The following is a 19838-nucleotide window of genomic DNA, read 5'->3' on the forward strand; positions in this document are numbered from 1 at the left end:
CCGGCCAACGCAGTCTCCGGTCGCGCTCTGCGCGCGCCGCCTGTGGACGGGCTCATCGCGAGACCTCCTGCCGTGGGTAACGGTCGGGTACCTGGACGAGGCCGCCGGCGACGACGCCGCCGAGCGCGATGTAGGCCTTCCGGGTCGACGCGCGCAGAGCGCGCAGCTCATTGCGCGGCGCCCGGTCGAGGCTGAGATGGTCGTCCCAGGGAATGCGGACGAGCGCCCGGCAGCGACCGCGCGCGACCGCCTCGGCCTGTTCGACGTCCTCCATGCTGCGACGGCTCACTCCGTTGATCACGGTGACGGCCTTCGAGCGCAGGTCCTCGTACCCGTGCCCGTCGAGCCACTCGAACGTCATCGCGACCGCACGCGGCGCGTCGGAGCTGGCCGGGGCGACCAGCACGATCTGGTCGGCGTACGGCAGCACCCGGGCCACGACCGCGGCCGCGGCGTCGAGCAGTGTGATCGAGTAGAAGCGGTCGAGCGTGCGCATCGCGAGGGCGTAGTCGCGGTCGTCGAGGGCCTGGACCGGGTTCTTGCCCGCCGCGACCACCTCGAGCCCGGACTTGGCCACGGAGGTGTAGCGGCGCATCATCTGGTAGCCGGTGACCTGCTCGGCGTGCGTGATCAGCGACGTGAGCGTCTCGCGGGTCTCGCTGCGGGTGCGCCGCGCCATGGCCCCGGGACCCGGGTTGACGTCGACCGCCACGATGCGGTCGCCGCGGTGCTGGGCGAAGGTGTGGCCGAGCATCAGCCCGGTCACCGTCTGCCCGGCGCCACCGGTGCAGCCCAGGACGACGACCCGGCGCGCGCCCTCGAACGCGGTGCGCACCCGCTGCTCGTAGTCGCCGTCTCCCTGGCCGCCGCCGGAGAAGATGCGGCGGATCCCGCGGCTCTCGTCGTCACGGCCCTCGTGTTCGGGCGCGGGCGTCGGCATCGGACCGGGCCGCACGGGTGAGGCCGGGCCCGAGCGGACGCCGCGCGCCGGCGACTCGGGCGGTGCCGCGGTCGGTTCGGTCCATGCCTGCGGGGCCCGCGCCGCCGGCGCCTTGGGGCGCGCCGGGGGGGCGGGACGCGCGGGGCCGCCGCGCTGCGGAGTGGTGGACGGCGGCAGCGGGACCTGCGCGGGCGGTGTCGGCCCGGCCGCGGGCGCCTTGGGCGGGACGCCGGGCCGCGGTGGCACCGGCCGCTGCGACGGTGCCGCCGGACCGCGGGGCGGCTGGGCCGGCTTGTCGGCCGGCCTCGGCGCGGGCTCCCGCGTGGGCGTCTGCGGAGACGCGTTCGCCGCGGGCGCCGCGGGCCGTCCCTCGCGCTGCGGCCCGGTCTCCTCGCCGTGCGAGCGGCCACGGGTCTGGCCGCCGGGCCGGGCGAAGGGGCCCGGCGGAGGCCCCTGTGAAGGTGCTCGCGGCGCGGTGGGCGCGGGCGTCTCGCCGGCGTCGGTACGCGGGCGCGGGCCGCGTGCGGGCCGGACGATCTCTTGGGTGCGGGCCTCGGCGGCCTCGTCGTCGGAGGTCCCCGAGGCCGTGTCCGCTTCGGGGGTGTCCGCCGGTTCGTCGTGGTCCTTCTCCGATGCGCGCGACGCCACCGGAGGCTCGCTCTCGACCTGGCCACGGCCGGACCTGGCGTGCCGGCCGCCCGGCACGAGCCGGATCACGGGCGCGGGCGGCCTGCCGTCGTCGGCGCGCTCGGCCTCGCCGGCGTCCGTGGTGTCCTCAACGGCACGCGGCTCCTCCTCGGCACCGGACTCGGGCCGCTCGGAGCCGGCGTGCCGTCCGCTCTTCGCCGCCGGCTCGGCGGGCGTCGGGGGAAGCGCACGCGGCGGGGAACCCGCCTCGCCGGAACCCGGCCGCGCCGGGCCGCCGGACCGCGCCGCCGGAGGCGACGAGTGCCCCGGCTCCGCGGACTCGCCGGGCCGGCCGGTGGCCGGCGGCGTCCCGGGACGGCCCAGGGCCGGAGGCGCGCCGCGCGAGCCGAACGGATCGGACCGCGGCGGGGAGGGCGTGGGCGCCGCGGGCCGCGGGCCGGTGGCCGCGGCCGGGCTCTCGGGCTCGTGGGAGGGGCTGCGCCTGCGCCCCGTGCCGTGCGGCGGGCCGGACGGGGACGGGCCGGCGCCTCCGCCGGCGCGCTCGCCCTCGGCGCTCACGGCGGGCCGCTCGCGCTGCTCACCGCTCTCGGGCTCCGGGGACGTGTCGTCGGCCGGACGGCCCGCCGGCGCGGGGTAGCCGCGTACGCGCTGGGGCGCCGGGTCGCGCCGTACCTTCTCCGGCCGGGTCACGCGCGGGTCATCGGAGTCGACCCGTGTGGCGTTCGGGTCGCCGCCGGCCGGCATACGGGGATTGTCGGTGCGCGTCGCGTTCGGATCGTCCACGCGCGTCGCCCAGGGGTCGCCGGCGCCGGGTCGGCTCCGCGGCCCGCCGGGACGGCGGGATCCGCGCCCCGGCGTGGCCGGCGGCACCGTGGCGGTCCCTTCTGCCGGTGTCGGCCGCAGGCTCGGACGCTGCCCCGGCGCAGGGGCACGCCCGGACGGCGCGTCGGTGCGCGTCGCGGCCGCCGGACGGGCCGGGGCGGCGGCGTCGTGCAGCGGTGGGGCGCTCCGCCCGGAGGACGCCACGGCGTCTGGGGCAGGCCGTGCGCTCCGCCCGGACTGCCCGCCGGTGTGCACCCGGCCGGACACTCCGCGGTGCCGCAGCCAGACCCGCCCGACGATGGCGACCTCGTCCGGCTCGCGGATCGGTGTCAGCCGTGCCCAGGTCTTGGCCTCGGTGAGATAGCGGATCTGGGAGATCATCAGCTCGGTCAGCCGCTTGCCCTCGATGACCGGCCGCGTCGCGAGGTACGTCAGGACACCGGGCGGCACGATGTACACCACGTGCCAGGGCGTGTGGAACGGCACCTGGAGAAGCTGAAGCAGGACGATCCACGGCACGAATATGCCGAAGAAGACACCGATCTGCACCAACGGCAGCGGCATCGGCAGCCTGAGATCATAAAGCTTGTAGAGCCGCTTTTCGATGCGCCAGATATTGGTGTACGTGGGCAGATCCACGCGGGCCCCACTCCCCTAACTGGAACCGACCATATTCAGACTACACGGCAGTTTCGTTTATCAGGATATGCTTACTCCAAGCGCCTTGGCGATCGCTTTTGCCGTCGTCTCGATGATATTCGGTACGTAGAAGATCACTCCAATGCCGATGGCCAGAATGATGAACTGAACGAACCGCGTGATCTCTCGTGTGAAAAGAAAGAAGATCGCGACGATCGAGACGATGACCAGGAACAGCGGCCCGAAGATCTGACGAAGCCATTTCGCGAGATCATCGGTGTTCAGGCCATTGGCGGGCTCCGCGATCTCATGGTGCGGGAGCATCGCCAACATATGCTGAATCATCGACCTAGCCTTCCTCGGTCGGGGAGTGAATCGTAGCTTCCGGATGAGACCGGCCGGTTCCTCATGACGCGGCCGGCAGTGTAGAACCCCGAATGTCCGTTACGTACCAATTGCCGTCTTTTTTCACCATCGTGAGCTGATAGGTCTGCTCGAGCGAGCCACCCGTGGTCTTGGGCTGACCAGGAGGGACCTGCCAGATCACGGTCGCGTTGACCGTCCGCGCGTTGGCGTCGCCCTGCGGTGCGTCGACCTCTTTCAGCGCGCCGAACGTGAGCACGTTGCCGAGTCCCGTCACCGGCGGGTCGGAGTAGCGCTGCAGCGAAGCGGTGTCGCCACTCGCGTACGCCTTGAAGAACCCCGTGAGGGGCTCCTGCAACTCGGCCTCGAGCGCGGAATCGCGATCTTGGTTGGCCGCCGGCAACGCCGCCCTCGGCGGCGCGGGAAGCGTCGCGGGCCGACCGGATATCGCCAGCGCGCCGTCCTTCGCGTAGACCGGGACGGCCAGCTGGAAGATTTTTCCGTTGGCCTGCACGAGCAGTGTCACGATCGCCCGGTTGGCGTCTTGCGCCTCGACCGAGGAGACGTGCGCCGACCGCAGCACCGACTTTCCGCTGCTGTTCCAGCCCAGTTGCGCGTCCACCCCGGGAGCGATGAATTGGGCGAGCTGCCGCTGTCGGTCCGCCGCCGTCGCCGGGTCGTAATTCAGATAGACATCGGCGAAGGACAGCGCATAGGAAGAGGCCTCTTCCTGCGGGAACGCCGGTTTTTGCGCCGAGGGGGCGGACGGCGCCGACGGCTTTGCCGTGAAGCGCTCGAACGGCGCCCTGACGCCGTTGACCAGCACCACGATGATAAAGGCCCAGAGGATGACACGGCCGGCGTAGATCCACCACCGGCCGCCGGAGCCTCCCCAGCCGCCGCGGTCACCGCGACCGCCGCCGGACCCACCACGGGCCTTGCCCCGCCGCCCCTTGTCGTCTGGCTGATCCCAGGGGTCGGCGGGCGGGAATCCGCCCGGCGGGTAACCGGGCGTGCCGGCGTCTACAACGCCGGACGACCTGCGAGCCATCGTCCCTCCGCTCGCGCCTGCCCAGCCGGATCGGCGCGCGTCTTATCCATCTACTGGTGTTCGATTTACCACCTTAACCACGGCGGTCAATTGTTCCAGTGTCGAGCGGAGATGCACAGCCCCGGCACGCGGTTGTGGATAACTCCGTGTGACGGGCAGTATTACCGGAAGGCGAGGTTTGTCTCGCTTCCTACACGTTGAACCGGAACTCCACGACGTCGCCATCCTGCATGACGTACTCTTTGCCCTCCATCCGGGCCTTCCCGGCGGCACGCGCGGCGGCGACGGACCCCTCCTCGATGAGGTCGCCGTAGGACACGATCTCGGCCTTGATGAACCCGGTGCGGAAGTCGGTGTGGATGACGCCGGCGGCCTCCGGCGCGGTCGCGCCCTTGCGGATCGTCCAGGCCCGCGCCTCCTTCGGGCCCGCCGTCAGGAACGTCTGCAGCCCGAGCGTGTCGAACCCGACCCGTACGAGCTGTGCCAGCCCCGGCTCCTGCTGACCGGTCGACTGCAGGAGCTCCAGGGCCTCGTCGTCCGGCAGCTCGATGAGCTCCGACTCGATCTTCGCGTCGAGGAAGATCGCCTCGGCCGGGGCGACGAGCCCCTGCAGCCGCGCGCGCAGGCCCTCGTCGCCCAGCTCGTCCTCGTCGACGTTGAAGACGTACAGGAACGGCTTGGCGGTGAGGAGGTGCAGCTCGCGCAGAACGCCCAGGTCGAGTCCTGAGGCGTACAGCGTGGTGCCCTCGTTCAGCACCTTCTGCGCCGTCTCGGCCGCCTCCACGACCGCGAGCTTGTCCTTGTCCTTGGTGGTTCGCGCCTCCTTCTCCAGGCGCGGCAACGCCTTCTCCAGCGTCTGGAGGTCGGCGAGGATCAGCTCGGTGTTGATCGTCTCGATGTCGCGCGGCGGCGCCACGTCACCGTCGACATGCGTGACGTCCGGGTCGTCGAAGACCCGGATGACCTGGCAGATCGCGTCGGTCTCCCGGATGTTGGCGAGGAACTGGTTGCCCAGTCCCTGCCCCTCCGAGGCACCCTTGACGATGCCCGCGATGTCGACGAACTGCACGGTCGCGTGCACGATCTTCGCGGAGTCGTACAGCCGCGCCAGCTCGTCGAGGCGCGGGTCGGGCAACCCGACCACACCGACGTTCGGCTCGATCGTGGCGAAGGGGTAGTTCGCCGCGAGAGCGGTGTTCTTGGTCAGGGCGTTGAAGAGCGTCGACTTGCCGACGTTGGGCAGCCCGACGATTCCGATGGACAGGCTCACGGACGGCGAGTCTACGGCCCTGCCACGCCCGAACCGTCATCCGGCGGAGCGCTACCGGCCGGCCTGGCTCAGGTGCTGCGCAGCCTGCGCGGTGAGCGTCCGCACCACGGACGCCGGGTCCCGTACGTTCCGCACCTCGAAGCTCTCGAACTCCACCCTGAACACCTGGTTGCTCAGGCGTGTATAGGACTCACAGCTCCCTGCCGAGCCCTTGGACGCGCTGCAGGCCATGAAGCTCTCGTCGCCGATCGACAGCGGGATGATCGTGGTGCCGGGTTCGTCGGCCTGTCGCCGCCTGATCTCGTACTGGTCCTTGGCGTCCTTGACGGTGGACCTGTCGAAGGTCTCCACGTACACGTGCACTCGCCCGGCTCCGTCGTCGCCGGTCGCCTTCTCCCACGTGCACGCGGCCCCTTCCAGGCTCGACTCGGAGCCGGCGCCCGGCACGTACACCTGGACCTGCGCCTGGCTGAGCAGCCAGCACCCGGCCGGCGCGTGCTTGAACCGGGCCTGCGACCTGGTGTTCACGACTATCAGTACGGCCGCGAGGGCCGCCACGACCAGGAATCCGGCGACCAGCAGGACCGCCAGCGGGCCGCGACGCGGCTTCCGCGGCGCGGCACCGGGTCCGGGTGGACCGAAAGGAGGTCCCTGCGGGCCGGGAGGAGGTCCCTGCGGGCCGGGATACGGCGAGCCAGGATAGGGCGGGCCTGAGTAAGGTCCCGGATTGTACGGTGGTTGCACGAATATCCCTTTGCTCTTCGGCGCACCGGAGCGTAGCGGACGAGCCCTTGATCCGTAAGTGCGAGTTCCGCCCGCAGTGGGGTCCTCGCCCGCGCGTCGGGCCGACTTTGTCCGGCTGCTTTGTCACGATGCGGAGATGGACGTTCTGCTCGGTCTTGTCGTCGGTCTCATCGTCGGTGCCGTCGCGGGCGTGGCCTGGGCCCGGAGCCGTACGGCCGTGCTCACGGCGCGGGCCGAGGCCGCCGAGGAGAAGGTCGCCTACGTCGAGGAGCGCCTCACCGAACGCTTCCAGGCGCTGTCGGCGCAGGCCCTGGACGCCAGCAACCAGCGCTTCCTGGAGCTGGCCGGCACCCGCCTGGCCACCGCGAACGCCGAGGCGGCCGGCGAGCTCGACAAGCGCATCGCACCCCTGAAGGACACGCTCGGCCGGGTCGAGGCGCAGCTGCGCGAGGTGGAGACCGGCCGCCGCGAGTCGCACGCGATGCTGGCCAAGCAGGTGGAGTTCGTCCGGCAGAGCTCCGACCAGCTCCGCCGGGAGACCCAGACCCTCGTACGGGCGCTCCAGCGGCCCGAGGCGCGTGGCCGGTGGGGCGAGCTCCAGCTGCGCCGCGTGGTGGAGATCTCCGGCATGACGCGCCACTGCGACTTCGACGAGCAGGCCACCGCCGGGAGCGGGGTCCGCCCCGACATGGTCGTACGCCTCGCGGGCGGCAAGAACATCGTCGTCGACTCCAAGGTGTCCCTCGCGGCGTACCTGGAGGCGGCGGACGCCGACGAGCCCGGCGTGTGGAAGGCGCGCCTCGACGCGCACGCCCGGCACCTGCGCGACCACGTGGACCGGCTGGCGGCCAAGTCGTACTGGCGCTCGTTCAGCCCCGCACCGGAGTTCGTGGTGCTGTTCGTGCCGGGAGAGGCGTTCCTGGCGCCGGCGCTGGACCGCGACCCCGGACTGCTGGAGTACGCGATGCGCCGCCGGGTGCACATCGCCACCCCGACCACGCTCGTCACCATGCTGCGGACCGCGCACTACGCGTGGCAGCAGGAGGCGCTGTCGGAGAACGCCCGCGCCGTGTTCGAACTCGGCCGGGAGCTGTACGAGCGGCTCGGCACGCTGGGCCGCCACGTCGACCAGCTCGGCAAGTCGCTGACGAACGCGGTCGTCGCCTACAACCGCACCGTCGGGTCGCTGGAGAGCCGGGTGCTGGTCACCGCGCGGCGGCTGAACGAGCTCGGCGTGACCGACGACGAGCTCGACCCACCCGCCCAGGTCGGCGAACCGGCCCGCTCGCTGTCCGCCGCCGAACTCGCCGACGACGCGGACGAGAACCGCCAGATCCGTCTGCTTCCCTGATGCCGGTAACGTCGTGTCGCGGGACGTGACCCCCCGAAGCGGGTTACCGTACGCTCAGGCAGGCTCGACTCTGGGACGGCTGGTGGCAACGGACACGCGCGGAGGCCCGAAGGTGGCATCTCCTCCCCCGGGAGGGAAGCGCCGGCGGCGCCCGCCCTCCGGCCCGGCCATCACCCTGACCGGCCGGGGCGGCATCGTCGTCGTGTTCGCCGCGACCCTGCTCGGCGCGGTCTTCGGCGGGCTGCTGGGCCTGCACGGGGCGCAGGGGTTCCTGTTCGTGCTCGGCTGCCTGCTGGCGGTGCTGACCACCCGCCGTACGGATCTGCTCGTCCTCGTGGTCAGCCCACCGCTGATCTTCTTCTTCGTCTCGCTGCTCGGCGCGGCCGTCGGCTCGTTCGGGGAGCGCTCGTTCGTGGTCAGCATGCTGCTGACCCTGGTCACGACGTTGACGTCGAACGTGCCGTGGCTGTTCGTCGGCGCGCTGCTCGTGGTGCTGATCGCCGTTCCGCGCGGGCTCCCGGCGAACCTCCGGGAGCTCCGCGCGAGCATCGCCGAGGACAACCCCTTCCGCGGCCGCACGTCGCTGCGCGGCCGCAAGGACGATGACGACGACCCGGTCCGCTGGGACGAGCCTCCGGCCCCGGGCGCGTCCTCCGACTAGGGACGGGCGCCGGGAGCTCAGGCGGAGCGCAGGTCGCGACGGAGTTCGTGAGGCAGGGCGAAGACCATGCGTTCGCGGACGGACTCGACCTCTTCCACCGTGTCGAAGCCATGGGCCGCGAGGTGCCGGAGAACGCCGTCCACGAGTTCCTCCGGCACCGAGGCGCCGCTCGTCACGCCGACCGTCGTCACGCCCTCCAGCCACGCCGGGTCGATCTGGTCGGCGTAGTCGACCAGGTACGACGCGTCGGCGCCGTGGTCCTTGGCGACCTCGACCAGGCGCTTGGAGTTGGAGGAGTTCTGGGAGCCGACCACGATGACCAGCTCGGACCGGGCGGCGATCTCCTTGACCGCGACCTGGCGGTTCTGCGTGGCGTAGCAGATGTCGTCCGACGGCGGGTCGATCAGCTTGGGGAACCGGGCGCGCAGGGCCTCGACGGTCGCGGTGGTCTCGTCCACGGACAACGTGGTCTGGGAGAGCCACACGACCTTCTCCGGATCGCGGACCGTGATGCGGGCCACGTCGTCCGGCCCGTCGACCAGCTGGACGTGCTCGGGAGCCTCGCCGCTGGTGCCGATGACCTCCTCGTGGCCCTCGTGGCCGATGAGGAGGATGTCGTAGTCGTCGCTCGCGAACCTCCGGGCCTCCTTGTGCACCTTGGTGACCAGCGGGCAGGTCGCGTCGATCGTGCGGAGGCTCAGGCCGGCGGCCTCGTCGTGGACGACCGGGGCGACGCCGTGGGCGGAGAAGACCACGATGGCGCCCTCGGGGACCTCCTCGGTCTCGTCCACGAAGATCGCCCCCCGCTCCTCGAGGGTCTTGACCACGTGGACGTTGTGCACGATCTGCTTGCGCACGTAGATGGGGGCGCCGTAGCGCTCGAGCGCCAGCTCGACCGTCTGGACGGCGCGGTCGACGCCCGCACAGTAACCACGCGGCTTGGCCAGGAGAACGCGACGAGTCATAGGCACCATGGTAGGCGGCCTCGCGGTGCGCGATCCGGCCACGGCGAAACCGGCCACGGCGCGTGAACGTCGCGACACCGTAGGGCAGAGTGTTCGTAGACACACCGTCGGGTACCGGCCGGTCCGTTTGTACCGGGCTGGAGAGAGCAGAAACAAACGATGACACGATCACCACGCCATCTCAGGGAACAGGTCAAGGACACCGTCAGCGAGCTGCCGATCCAGGCCGCCCGGTTGGCGGTCATGGGGGTCGGGCGGGCTCTGCTGCTCACCGACCGCCTGCGCAAGGACTACCGCGAGGCGCGCGAGTCCGGGCTGAGCCCCGTGCTGGGCCGGCTGAAGAACGACGCCGAGAACTTCACCGGAATGGTCGTCGGCAAGGTCGCCGGCAACGGCAGGGCCCCGACACCGCCGAAGGGCCGCGCGGCCGACGACTCGGAGATCTCCGTCGGCAAGCCGAAGCCGTCCGCGACCACGCGCCCGGCCACGCCGCCTCGGCGGCCCGCCGAGCGCGCGAAGCCGGCCGCGGCGCGGCCCTCGGCCGCCTCTCGTCCCAAGCCCGCGACGGCGAAGCCCACGGCCGCCAAGCCGGCGACCGCCAAGCCCTCGCCGAAACCGGCGCCGAAGCCCTCGCCGAAGCCGGCCGCCAAGGCCAGGCCCGCCGCGACGGAGAAGGCCAAGCAGGCTGAGACGAAGGCCTCGCGGCCGAAGGCGCGCGCCAAGACGGCCGCGAACCTGCCGATCTCGGGGTACGACGAGGCGACGCTCGCCTCCGTACGCGCCCGGCTGCGGGGCCTGGACGCCAAGCAGGTCGGTGAGCTGCGCGACTACGAGCGGGCGCACGCGGCGCGCGCCGACTTCCTGCGCATGTACGAGAACCGCATCGCCAAGCTGCGCGGCGGCCACTGACCGAGGCCGCCCGGAACCGCCGCGCGCCCGTACGGGCCCGGCGGCGCTGACGTGTGCGTCGATGCCGGGGGAAGGCGTGGTTCCCGGCATCGGAACCGGCGCGGACGAAGGCCGCGCCGGGCCTACACGACCACGTGTTCGACCGTGGCGCGGTGTGCGGGGGACGCTCCCCCGTCGGGGAGAAGCTCACCGGTGTCGTCGAAAATGATCACACCGTTGCACAACAGTCCCCACCCCTGTTCCGGGTGGTAGGCGACCAGCTTGGCCGCGTCGTGGTCCGGCGCCTCCGCGGATGGGCAGAACGGCTGGTGCTCACACACAGGACTCACACCCCCTGAAGAACCTGCTGTCACCTGGCCCCGCACACCAGCATGCCCGTGCCCGCGGGAAAAGGCATCGGGACAACTACGTAGACGAATACCCGTACCCGTACCGGTCCAGGTCCCTGTCACGAGCCGGCGAACAGCTTCTCCAACGCCGGCAACGCGGCCTCGATGGAGGCCCGCTCGGCGTCGTTGAGCAGTGTCATGCGCCCCGCCAGAAAGGTGATCCGCTGTTCGCGGCCCTGCTGAAGCCGTTGGCGTCCCAGAGGGGTGAGCTCGGCGGTGACCACCCGTGCGTCGTCGGCCTCGCGTCCCCGGGTGACCAGCCCGTCGCGGGCGAGACGGCCGATCTGCCGTGTCATGGTCGGCAGCCGTACACCGTGCTCCGCGGCAAGGTCGGACATCCGGCGTGAGCCACCCTCCAGCGAGCCCATCACGAACATCTGCTGTGTCGTGACGGCCTGGCCGGCGTTCGCGCGACGGAGCATGAGCACGAGGTCGCGGATCTGCCGGTTGAATCGTTCGGCGAGCGCACGGGGATCGGACATGACCTTTCCTCCTTCCACGCTAGCAGAGAGCCCCGTTCAGCTGGGGTGACTACGCAGTGTGGGGCGTACCGCACGCTCCGTCCAGCCCGGCTCGCCAGAACCACCAGGCTCGTTGCTTCCCGGCCGCGCACCGTCCCCGCGGGCCGTTAGGCTGCGCGCATGGCGCTGGAGACCTCGCCGGAGTCACCGACCCCGGTCCGTACCGTCCTGCAGCTCGTCGGAGGCTGGATCTCCAAGCTCGGGCGGATCTGGGTCGAAGGGCAGATCACCGAGCTCAACCGTCGCGGGGGCACGGTCTACTTCACGCTGCGCGACCCGGTCGCCAACGTGTCCGTACGCGTGGTCTGCCCGCGCACCGTCTGCGACGCCGGGGGCCCGGCCGTGGTCGACGGGGCACGCGTGGTCGTGCACGCCAAGCCCGACTTCTACATCAACCGCGGCTCGTTCGCGCTCTCGGCGTTCGAGATCCGCCCGGTGGGCGTCGGCGAGCTGCTGGCCCGGCTGGAGCGGCTCAAGCAGCTCCTCGCCGCCGAGGGCGTGTTCAACGCCGAGCGCAAGCGCCCGCTGCCCTTCCTGCCCGGCACGGTCGGGCTGATCTGCGGGCGTGACTCCGCCGCCGAGCGCGACGTGCTGGAGAACTCCCGTCGCCGCTGGCCCGCCGTCCGCTTCAAGGTGGAGAACACCGCCGTACAGGGCACCTACGCGGCCGGGGAGGTCATCGACGCCCTGGGCCGGCTCGACGCCGACAAGGACGTCGATGTGATCATCATCGCCCGCGGCGGCGGCTCCCTGGAGGACCTGCTCGCCTTCTCCGACGAGGCCCTCGTACGCGCGGTGGCCGCCGCCCGCACGCCCGTGGTCTCAGCGATCGGGCACGAGCAGGACACGCCGCTCCTCGACTACGTCGCCGACGTCCGCGCCTCGACGCCGACCGATGCCGCCAAGAAGACCGTGCCCGACGTGCGCGAGCAGCTCACACTGGTCCGGCAGCTGCGCGACCGCGGCCGGCGCTGCCTGTCCGGCCGGGTCGAGCGCGAGGTGCAGTGGCTGGCCGGGGTGCGCTCGCGGCCCGCGCTGGCCGATCCCGTACGGGAGATCGAACGCCAGGCGGAGGCGGTCACCACCCTGCGCGACCGGGCACGGCGCTGCCTGGCCGCGGCCCTCGACCGCGCCGCGGACGACCTCTCCCACACCCGGGGCCGGCTCGTGGCCCTCTCCCCCGCCGCCACGCTTCAGCGCGGCTACGCCGTCATCCAGCGTCCCGACGAGTCGGTCGTCGGCGCCGCCGCCGACGTGAGCAAGGGTGACGAGTTGCTGATCCGCTTCCACGACGACCGGATCGCCGTACGCGCGGAGGACGACGGAACGGTGTGAGCACCGCCTCACCTGGCGAAACCCCGTAAATCGCCCCGAGCACCCCCGGATCATGCGGATAATGGTCGCTCACCTCATCCGTCACTCTTATCCCATCCGTCGAAGGACTCCCCGTGACTCAGCCCCCGTACCAGCAGCAGCCGTACCAGGGGCCCGGCCCCTACCAGCAGCAGGCGTACCAGCAACAGCCCGCCCCGGGGCAGTACCAGGCGCCGTACCAGCAGCAGCCGCAGCAGCACCCCCAGCGGCAAGCGCCGCAGTACGGGCAGCATTGGGGCCAGCCCCCTCAGCAGGCCTACCAACAGCCGCAGCAATATCAACAGCAGCAGTACCAGGGCCAGCAGTACCAGGCACCGCAGTACCAACAGCAGCAGGCCGGCCATCAGGCCTACGGAGGACAGAGCTGCCGTCTGTGCGGAAGCGCACCCGCCGCGCAGGCGACGTTCCGCGCCGTGGTCGGCGCGGTGGTCATGCACACGATCTGGACGGCACCGGGCCCGTACTGCCGCGACTGCGGCCTGCACACGTTCCGGCGCCTGACCACCAAGACGCTGACCGGCGGTTGGTGCAGCCTCCAGAGCATCGTGATGACTCCGATCTTCCTGCTGATGAACGCCAGCTCCCGCAGCAACGTCGCGAAGCTGCCCGCGCCGCAGCCGCAGGGCGACGGACGCGCGCCGCTCGACCCTGGCCCGCCGGTGTTCCAGCGTCCGGGCGCCTACCTCTACCCGGGCCTGGCGTTCCTCCTGGTGATCCTCATCATCGTCGGAAATCTCAGCAGCTGACCGGCGGCTCGGCACGGGCGGGCCCCGGTGCCCGTAGGGTGGTTCGGGTGACGGAGGAGAAACCAGAGCTGTCCTATGAGCAGGCCCGTGACGAGCTGACGGACGTCGTACGCCGGTTGGAGGCCGGTGGGCTCACTCTCGAGGAGTCGCTCACTCTCTGGCAGCGCGGCGAGAAGCTGGCCGGCATCTGCGAGGAGTGGCTGGAGGGCGCCCGCGCCCGGCTCGCCGCGGCCATGGCCGAGCGCGCCGAGCCGACCACCGAACCCGCCGAGAGCGCACCCTTCTGAGCCCGCGCGGTGGCGCGGTCCCCATCCGCGTGGGCTCGATCCCGCCGGACACCCGCGCCGCGGGTCAGCCGACGGGCGTGGCGGCCGAAGACGGCTTGGGCTGCGGCTTGAGCGCGGCCGCGAGCACGCCCAACTCCTCGTACGAGGCCGTGCCGGTGAGGATGATCGTGACGCCGGGGAAGCGGTGGATGAGCGAGCGCTGCTTCTTGTCCGGCCGGAACCTGCGGTCCCAGGTCGCGCCGGCGATCTGGGACGTGCCGTCGGGGTGGCCCTGGCTCGTCATGCGATCGATGAAGTGACCGGCGCCGTCGGGCGTCTCGTTGCTCTCCTCCAGCGCGGCGTACTCCTTGCTCGGCGTGGAGAAGCCGAGGTGCCAGGAGATCGGCCCCTGCCCGTGGCCGCTGAGCCGGGTACTGGTGGCGAACCACCGCTGCGGCAGGCCCTGGGGCGCCAGGACCTGGTAGGGAGCCACGGCGGTGAGCCCCGCCAGGTCGCTGCTGTAGTCGGCGTGCGGCATGGCGGACTCGTTGTGCCGCGGGGTGATCAGGATGACCACGCCGACGAGGGCGAGCGACGCGACCAGCGCCATGCAGAAGCCCGGCAACCCCGACATCAGCCGCTTGTAAACCGACGGCGACACGACGTACGGCCCCTCGGGCGGACGTGTCGCCGTGGCGGTGGTGCCGGCAGCGTCGGTGTCCGGAGCGTCCGGCGTGGTGGCGTCGTCCGCCGGCTCACGACCGTCCACGGGAGCTCTCCATGCGGGAAATGATCGCCAGGACGTCGTCGGCCAGGCGCCGTGACGCCGTCTCGTCCTCCGACAGTGACACCTCCGAGACCGCGCCGGACATCGCGCCGGTCAGCACGACGACGAGCGCCTCGTCCACTTCGCCGTCGCCGGTGTGGAAGAGCGCCGCGTTGCGCCGCGCCCAGGTGCGGAGGCGGTCGCGCAGGGCCCGGTCGAAGCCGGGCGGCCCGTCGCCGGACAGGAACAGCCGGGAGAGGTCGGGCTCGGCGAGGCACCCGTCGAGATAGGCGCGCGCCCCGGCGATGAACAGCCGCATCGGGTCGGTCTCGCCCTGGTCGCGGGCGAGGTGGACGGCCTCGCGGGTGCGCTCCTGCTGGCGGTTCTGGAACTCCTCGAAGAGCGTGAGGTAAAGGTCGGCCTTGCCGCTGAAGTGGTGATAGAGGCTACCGACGCTCGCGCCGGCCTTGGCCACGATGTCGGTCACCGCCGCCTGCGCGAACCCGGACACCGAGAAGACTTCACGCGCCGCCGCCAGCAGGGCTCCGCGCGTGGCCGCACCCCGGTCTGAGGTGCGCTGGAGGTGTTCGATGCTCAACTGCGCGCTCCTCGCCGTGCCGGAGAGGCGCACGGCACTCGCCACCGACGGTCCGCCGGGCATGCCGCTCGCCCCTCGGGCCGCCTCTTGATTTCGCTGCTCATTACGGCCCTAGATTACGCCCTGTCTGCGCTGAATTTACGTCCACCGGCATCAGCCGCCGATGATCCGGCGGCCTGGAGCCCGCTCGGGGGCACGGCGCACGGTGGCGCGGTTTACGCCCGGACTCTCAGGCCGGCCCGGTGCGGCCGCCGGGCGGTGAATCGTCAAAGTGGTGTTTCTCGCACGCAACCTTTCCTCCAAAGCGGGCATGTTTGCAGTGCTTGCGCCTCCACTGCGCCGCAGCCCGGACGTGCGAACATGCGATCGACCTGACACTCGAGGAGGGAGCGGCTCGACCCCGGCCGGGAGGCCGGGCCGCGACGCCGCGTGATCCGATGACCGAAACAAGCACTCCGTCGTCCCCGTTGGTGACCGAGGCCCACGCCCCGGACCGCAACCTCGCGCTGGAGCTCGTGCGCGTGACCGAGGCCGCGGCGATGGCCGCCGCGCGCTGGGTGGGACGCGGTGACAAGAACGGGGCCGACGGGGCGGCGGTGAACGCCATGCGCCAGCTGATCAACACGGTGTCGATGAACGGTGTCGTGGTGATCGGTGAAGGTGAGAAGGACCAGGCCCCGATGCTCTTCAACGGCGAGCGGGTCGGCGACGGCAACGGCGCGGACTGCGATGTCGCCGTGGACCCGATCGACGGCACGCGGCTGACCGCGCTCGGGCAGAGCAACGCGATCGCGGTGATCGCGGTGAGCCCGCGGGGCACCATGTACGACCCGTCGGCCGTGTTCTACATGGAGAAGCTGGCGACCGGCCCGGAGGCGGCCGACGTCGTCAACATCGACGCGCCGGTGGCGGACAACGTCCGGGCGGTGGCGCGGGCCAAGGGCTGCTCGTCGTCGGACGTCACGGTGGTCATCCTCGACCGGCCGCGGCACGAGCGGATCGTCGAGGAGGTGCGCGAGGCGGGCGCCCGGATCAAGTTCATCACCGACGGCGACGTCGCCGGTGCGATCATGGCGGCGCGGGAGAACACCGGCATCGACCTGATGCTGGGCATCGGCGGCACGCCGGAGGGCATCATCGCGGCCTGTGCGATCAAGTCGCTCGGCGGCGTGCTGCAGGGGCGGCTGTGGCCCAAGGACGACGCCGAACGGCAGAAGGCGATCGACGCCGGACACGACCTGTCGCGCGTGCTGACCACCGACGACCTCGTCACCTCCGACGACGTGTTCTTCGCCGCCACCGGCATCACCGACGGCGAGCTGGTCGGCGGGGTCCGCTACAGCAAGGGCCTGGCCTACACGAACTCGCTCGTGATGCGCTCACGCAGCGGGACGATCCGCCGGATCGACAGCGAGCACCGGCTCGCCAAGCTCCGCGCCTACTCCGCCATCAACTTCGACACCGCGAGTTAGGCCGTCGCACACCCTTCCGGCCGCAAGGGCCGGAAGGGTCGCGTTCTCGTCCGGGCCGAAGCGCCGTACGCTCGCCCGATGGCGACTACTTGACGCTGCCGGCGGTCAGGCCGCCGATGAGGTACCTCTCGATCACGATGAACAGGATGACGACCGGCACGATCGCGATCAGCGAGGTCGCGAACAGGTACTGCCAGTGCTCCTGGTACCCCGTGACGAACGAGGGGACGGCCACGGTCAGCGGCTGGCGGTTGGGGGACGAGGTGATCGTCAGCGCGACGACGTACTCGTTCCACGCCCCGATGAACGTGTAGATCACCGCGGTGACGAGGCCGGGCAGGGACAGCGGCAGGGTCACCTTGGTCAGCGCCTTCACCTTGCCCGCCCCGTCGAGGTAGGCCGCCTCCTCCAGCGCCTTGGGGATGCTGGAGAAGTACCCGTGCAGGATCCACACGCAGAACGGCAGGTTGAAGGCGGCGTTGACCAGGATCAGCCCGAGCAGTGTGTCGGTCAGGTTCAGCGACACCATCTCCCGGTAGATGCCGACCACCAGGGCGGTGGGCGCGAACATCTGGGTGATGAGCACCAGCAGCAGGAACGGGGTGCGCAGCCAGAACCGGTTGCGCGCCGTGTAGTACGCCGCGGGCAACGCCACCAGGAGCGCGATCAGCGTGGCCGCGCCGGCCACGGTGAGCGACACCTGCATGTTCGTCCAGATCGGCGCGGCCTTCCAGACGTCGACGAAGTTCCCGAAGTTCCAGTGCTTGGGCAGGAAGGTCGTCGGCGACGCGGTCAGCTCGCGGTCGGGCTTGAGCGCCGTGAGGAGCATCTCCAGGTACGGCGCGACGAAGACGAACGCGACCAGGTAGCCGACGCCGGCCAGAATCGCGCGCTTGCCCCGACCGACCGACCCCGACCGACCTCCCGGCTTCGCCCGGCCGGGCCCGCCGCGGCGGGCCGAACGCGGACGTGTGCTCTGGGCGGTCGTGGCCCCTCCTTCGTCGGAGGCGGTGACCACCGGGGCTGCGTCTTCGGTTCCCTCGCTTCGCTCGGTCACGGTTGCGCCTCCCCGCGCCAGCCGACGGCCCGCAGGTAGAGCAGGACCAGTACCAGGATGAGCACGAAGTTCACGACCGCCATCGCGGCCGACTCACCGACGCTGCCCGAGCCGACGAAGGCCAGCTTGTACATGAACGTCGTGCTGGTGTCCGTCTTGGTTCCGGGCCCGCCCTTGGTCATCGCCCAGATGATCGGGAACGAGTTGAAAACGTTGATCACGTTGATGATCGCGGCGACCAGCAGGGCCGGGCGCAGCAGCGGCAGCGTGATGCGGAAGTAGGTACGGGCGCGGCCGGCCCCGTCGACGCGAGCCGCCTCGTAGACCTCCTGCGGGACGGTCTGCAGCCCGGCCAGGATGACGAACGAGGTGAACGGCAGCGAGACGAAGACGGCCACCCACATCATCCAGATCAGCGCCTGGGTGGGGTGGGCCAGCCAGTTCACCGGGTGGTCGATCAGCCCGACGCCCTGGAGGATCTTGTTGACCACGCCGTAGGAGTAGTTGAGCATCCAGTTCCACGTCAGCGCGGTCATCAGCACCGACGCGGCCCAGGGCACGATCACCGCCCAGCGCACCACGCGCCGTCCGGGGAACCGGGCGTTGAGCAGCTGCCCGAGCGCCAGTGACACGACGATCGTGACCAGCACGACGCCGACCACCCACACCACCGTGCGCAGCAGCACGCTGACGAGGCCGGTCTCGGCGAACAGGTCATGGTAGTTACGGGTCCCGTTGAAGCCGAGCGTCTTCCCGGACGAGCTGACCTTCAGCAGCGACGTCCAGGCCATCTCGATGACCGGCCACAGGACGACCGCGGCGATCAGGATGATCGCGGGGCCGATCCACGGCAGTGGCGCGAGCGCCCGGAGGATCCGCCGGCCGATGCTGGGCGAGCGCGGCGTGCGCGCCGGGGACGCCGCCCCGGCGCCACGCGCCTCGATGGTGTCGTGCACGAGCCGTCCGTCAGCCGTTCTTCTGCGCGGTCTGCTGGAGCTCGCTCAGCACGCTCTTCGGGTCACCGGTGATGGCGGTGCCGAGCTTCTCCTTGACCGTGTTGGCCAGCGGACCCCAGGCGGCGTTGCCGGTGGGGTAGAACTTGGCGTTCGGCAGAGCGTCGATGAACGGCTTGTCGTACGGCACGGCCTGGCCGATCACGTCGCCCGCCGACTTGGTCACCGGGAGGAAGCCCTCTTCCTTCTGGAAGTTGGCGACGTTGTTCGTCTGGTAGAAGAAGTTCAGGAACTTCGAGACGGCGTCCTTCTTCTTGCCGCCGTTGTTCTTGAACGCCACCAGGAAGTCCTGCACACCGAGCGTGCTGGGCGTGCCGCCGGCCTTGGTCGGCAGCGGCGCGATGGCGTACGGCAGCTTGGCGTTGACCTTGTTGATGAAGCCCGCCGGCATGAAGACGGCGCCGTTGAGCATGCCGATCTTGCCCTGCGCGAACTGGTTGAAGACGTCCTTGCGGTCGGTCGTCTCGGGGTTCGGCTGCGTGAGGCCGGACTTGCTGAGGTCCTTGAGGTAGTTGAGCGTGTCGACGTTGGCCTGGCTGTCGATCGCCCAGTTGCCGGACTGGTCGACGTAGCCGCCGCCGTTGTTCATCGCCCACATGAAGAACTCGGCCTGGGACTCCTCGGCGCCGAGCGGCAGGCCGAGCGGGAAGACGCCCTTCCCGCCCTTGTCCTTGATCTTCTGGGCGTCGGTCTTGACCTCGTCCCAGGTCTTGGGCGGCGCGGAGATGCCGGCCTTCTTGAAGATGTCCTTGTTGTAGAAGAACAGCCGGACGCTGGACAGCAGCGGCATGCCGTACTGCGTGCCCTTGTACTTGTCGCCCTCGACGAACGACGGGAGGATGTCGCTCGACACCTGCGGGGACAGCACGTCCGAGGTCGGGAAGAGCAGGCCGTCCCGGGCGAAGTCGGCGAACGCGTTGTAGTTCAGGATGTCGGGCGTCTGCTTGGTCTGGACGTAGGTCTTGACCTTGGCGTCCATCTGGGTCCAGTCGACCATTTCCAGGTTGACCTTGTAACCCTTGTTCTGCGCCTCGAACGTCTTGATGAGGCTGTCCCAGAGGCTCTTCGTCTTGTCGTCGTAGATCGCGGCGACGAACCTGATCGTCTTGTTGTCGCCGCTGTCGCCTGAGGAACTCCCCTTGCTGCATCCGGTCAAACCGAGGGTCACCGTGAGACCCGCGGCGATAACGCCGGTGAGGTGCCGTTTCACCTGTCCCCGCCTTCTCGTGTGAGGCTTCGGGGCGCGCGGGTGCGCGCGACGTCCCCGGTCGTG

At 70.8% G+C, this 19838-nt stretch carries 20 protein-coding genes; 7 read left to right on the top strand and 13 right to left on the bottom strand.

Going from position 1 to position 19838, the window contains the following annotated elements; all coding sequences use genetic code 11:
* Positions 1–52: 52 nt before the first annotated feature.
* From OG417_RS43270 to OG417_RS43290, 5 genes are all read right to left on the bottom strand, one after another.
* Positions 53–3049: a TcpE family conjugal transfer membrane protein gene (locus OG417_RS43270; RefSeq protein WP_329241999.1), complete on the bottom strand. Its 2997-nt coding sequence runs from the start codon at positions 3047–3049 to the stop codon at positions 53–55.
* A 60-nt stretch (positions 3050–3109) separates the two neighbouring features.
* Positions 3110–3382 (bottom strand): hypothetical protein, encoded by a 273-nt coding sequence (locus tag OG417_RS43275; RefSeq protein ID WP_425550867.1) that lies wholly within the window; start codon positions 3380–3382, stop codon positions 3110–3112.
* Between the two features lie 73 nt (positions 3383–3455).
* Positions 3456–4463, bottom strand: a complete 1008-nt coding sequence (locus OG417_RS43280) for a conjugal transfer protein (RefSeq protein ID WP_329242002.1) — start codon at positions 4461–4463, stop codon at positions 3456–3458.
* Positions 4464–4653: 190 nt separating this feature from the next.
* Positions 4654–5733 (bottom strand): redox-regulated ATPase YchF, encoded by a 1080-nt coding sequence (gene ychF, locus OG417_RS43285; protein WP_329242005.1) that lies wholly within the window; start codon positions 5731–5733, stop codon positions 4654–4656.
* 51 nt (positions 5734–5784) lie between these two features.
* Positions 5785–6261 carry a hypothetical protein gene (locus OG417_RS43290; RefSeq protein ID WP_329242008.1) on the bottom strand — a complete coding sequence of 159 codons (477 nt, stop codon included), beginning with the start codon at positions 6259–6261 and terminating at the stop codon, positions 5785–5787.
* A 352-nt stretch (positions 6262–6613) separates the two neighbouring features.
* On the opposite strand from OG417_RS43290, the gene OG417_RS43295 reads away from it, so the two are divergent.
* The gene (locus OG417_RS43295; protein ID WP_329242011.1) at positions 6614–7828 is read left to right on the top strand and encodes a DNA recombination protein RmuC; all 1215 of its coding nucleotides are present in this window, start codon (positions 6614–6616) and stop codon (positions 7826–7828) included.
* Positions 7829–7940: 112 nt separating this feature from the next.
* Positions 7941–8489, top strand: coding sequence for a DUF6542 domain-containing protein (locus OG417_RS43300; protein WP_329242015.1), 549 nt, complete (start codon positions 7941–7943; stop codon positions 8487–8489).
* 17 nt (positions 8490–8506) lie between these two features.
* On the opposite strand, the gene OG417_RS43305 is transcribed toward OG417_RS43300, so the two are convergent.
* Complete coding sequence (locus OG417_RS43305; protein ID WP_329242018.1) at positions 8507–9454, bottom strand: 4-hydroxy-3-methylbut-2-enyl diphosphate reductase; 948 nt, start codon at positions 9452–9454, stop codon at positions 8507–8509.
* A gap of 159 nt (positions 9455–9613) precedes the next feature.
* Between OG417_RS43305 and OG417_RS43310 the strand changes: the two genes are divergently transcribed.
* Entirely contained in the window at positions 9614–10363 is a 750-nt protein-coding gene (locus tag OG417_RS43310) for a hypothetical protein (RefSeq protein ID WP_329242021.1), read from the top strand.
* 122 nt (positions 10364–10485) lie between these two features.
* Here the strand turns inward: OG417_RS43310 and OG417_RS43315 are convergent, their stop codons facing one another.
* Together OG417_RS43315 and OG417_RS43320 are read right to left on the bottom strand one after the other, a co-directional pair.
* Entirely contained in the window at positions 10486–10683 is a 198-nt protein-coding gene (locus OG417_RS43315) for a DUF5999 family protein (protein WP_329242023.1), read from the bottom strand.
* 128 nt (positions 10684–10811) lie between these two features.
* On the bottom strand, positions 10812–11234 hold the full coding sequence (locus tag OG417_RS43320; protein ID WP_329242026.1) for a MarR family winged helix-turn-helix transcriptional regulator: 423 nt from the start codon (positions 11232–11234) through the stop codon (positions 10812–10814).
* A 159-nt stretch (positions 11235–11393) separates the two neighbouring features.
* Between OG417_RS43320 and xseA the strand changes: the two genes are divergently transcribed.
* From xseA to OG417_RS43335, 3 genes are all read left to right on the top strand, one after another.
* Positions 11394–12608: an exodeoxyribonuclease VII large subunit gene (xseA, locus tag OG417_RS43325; RefSeq protein ID WP_329242029.1), complete on the top strand. Its 1215-nt coding sequence runs from the start codon at positions 11394–11396 to the stop codon at positions 12606–12608.
* 113 nt (positions 12609–12721) lie between these two features.
* Positions 12722–13393, top strand: a complete 672-nt coding sequence (locus OG417_RS43330; RefSeq protein ID WP_329242032.1) for a hypothetical protein — start codon at positions 12722–12724, stop codon at positions 13391–13393.
* A 47-nt stretch (positions 13394–13440) separates the two neighbouring features.
* Positions 13441–13680 (top strand): exodeoxyribonuclease VII small subunit, encoded by a 240-nt coding sequence (locus OG417_RS43335; RefSeq protein ID WP_329242034.1) that lies wholly within the window; start codon positions 13441–13443, stop codon positions 13678–13680.
* A 64-nt stretch (positions 13681–13744) separates the two neighbouring features.
* On the opposite strand, the gene OG417_RS43340 is transcribed toward OG417_RS43335, so the two are convergent.
* Positions 13745–14428: a DUF4245 domain-containing protein gene (locus tag OG417_RS43340; protein ID WP_329242037.1), complete on the bottom strand. Its 684-nt coding sequence runs from the start codon at positions 14426–14428 to the stop codon at positions 13745–13747.
* A complete protein-coding gene (locus tag OG417_RS43345; protein WP_329242040.1) occupies positions 14415–15023 on the bottom strand; it encodes a TetR/AcrR family transcriptional regulator in 609 nt (202 codons plus the stop codon). Before OG417_RS43345 ends, OG417_RS43340 begins: the two co-directional genes overlap by 14 nt.
* A gap of 437 nt (positions 15024–15460) precedes the next feature.
* Here OG417_RS43345 and glpX point away from each other — a divergent pair, with 437 nt between their 5' ends.
* Positions 15461–16495, top strand: a complete 1035-nt coding sequence (glpX, locus tag OG417_RS43350) for a class II fructose-bisphosphatase (RefSeq protein WP_329242043.1) — start codon at positions 15461–15463, stop codon at positions 16493–16495.
* 85 nt (positions 16496–16580) lie between these two features.
* Here the strand turns inward: glpX and OG417_RS43355 are convergent, their stop codons facing one another.
* The 3 genes from OG417_RS43355 to OG417_RS43365 are packed head-to-tail and all read right to left on the bottom strand — an operon-like array spanning position 16581 to position 19775.
* Positions 16581–17552: a carbohydrate ABC transporter permease gene (locus OG417_RS43355; protein WP_329242047.1), complete on the bottom strand. Its 972-nt coding sequence runs from the start codon at positions 17550–17552 to the stop codon at positions 16581–16583.
* A complete protein-coding gene (locus OG417_RS43360) occupies positions 17549–18508 on the bottom strand; it encodes a carbohydrate ABC transporter permease (protein WP_329242049.1) in 960 nt (319 codons plus the stop codon). The genes OG417_RS43355 and OG417_RS43360 overlap by 4 nt, the downstream gene beginning before the upstream one ends.
* A 10-nt stretch (positions 18509–18518) precedes the next feature.
* On the bottom strand, positions 18519–19775 hold the full coding sequence (locus OG417_RS43365; RefSeq protein WP_329242052.1) for an extracellular solute-binding protein: 1257 nt from the start codon (positions 19773–19775) through the stop codon (positions 18519–18521).
* Between the last annotated feature and the right edge of the window lie 63 nt (positions 19776–19838).

Origin of the sequence: Actinoallomurus sp. NBC_01490, from assembly GCF_036227085.1 — a bacterium.
Classification (GTDB): Bacteria; Actinomycetota; Actinomycetes; order Streptosporangiales; family Streptosporangiaceae; genus Actinoallomurus; species Actinoallomurus oryzae.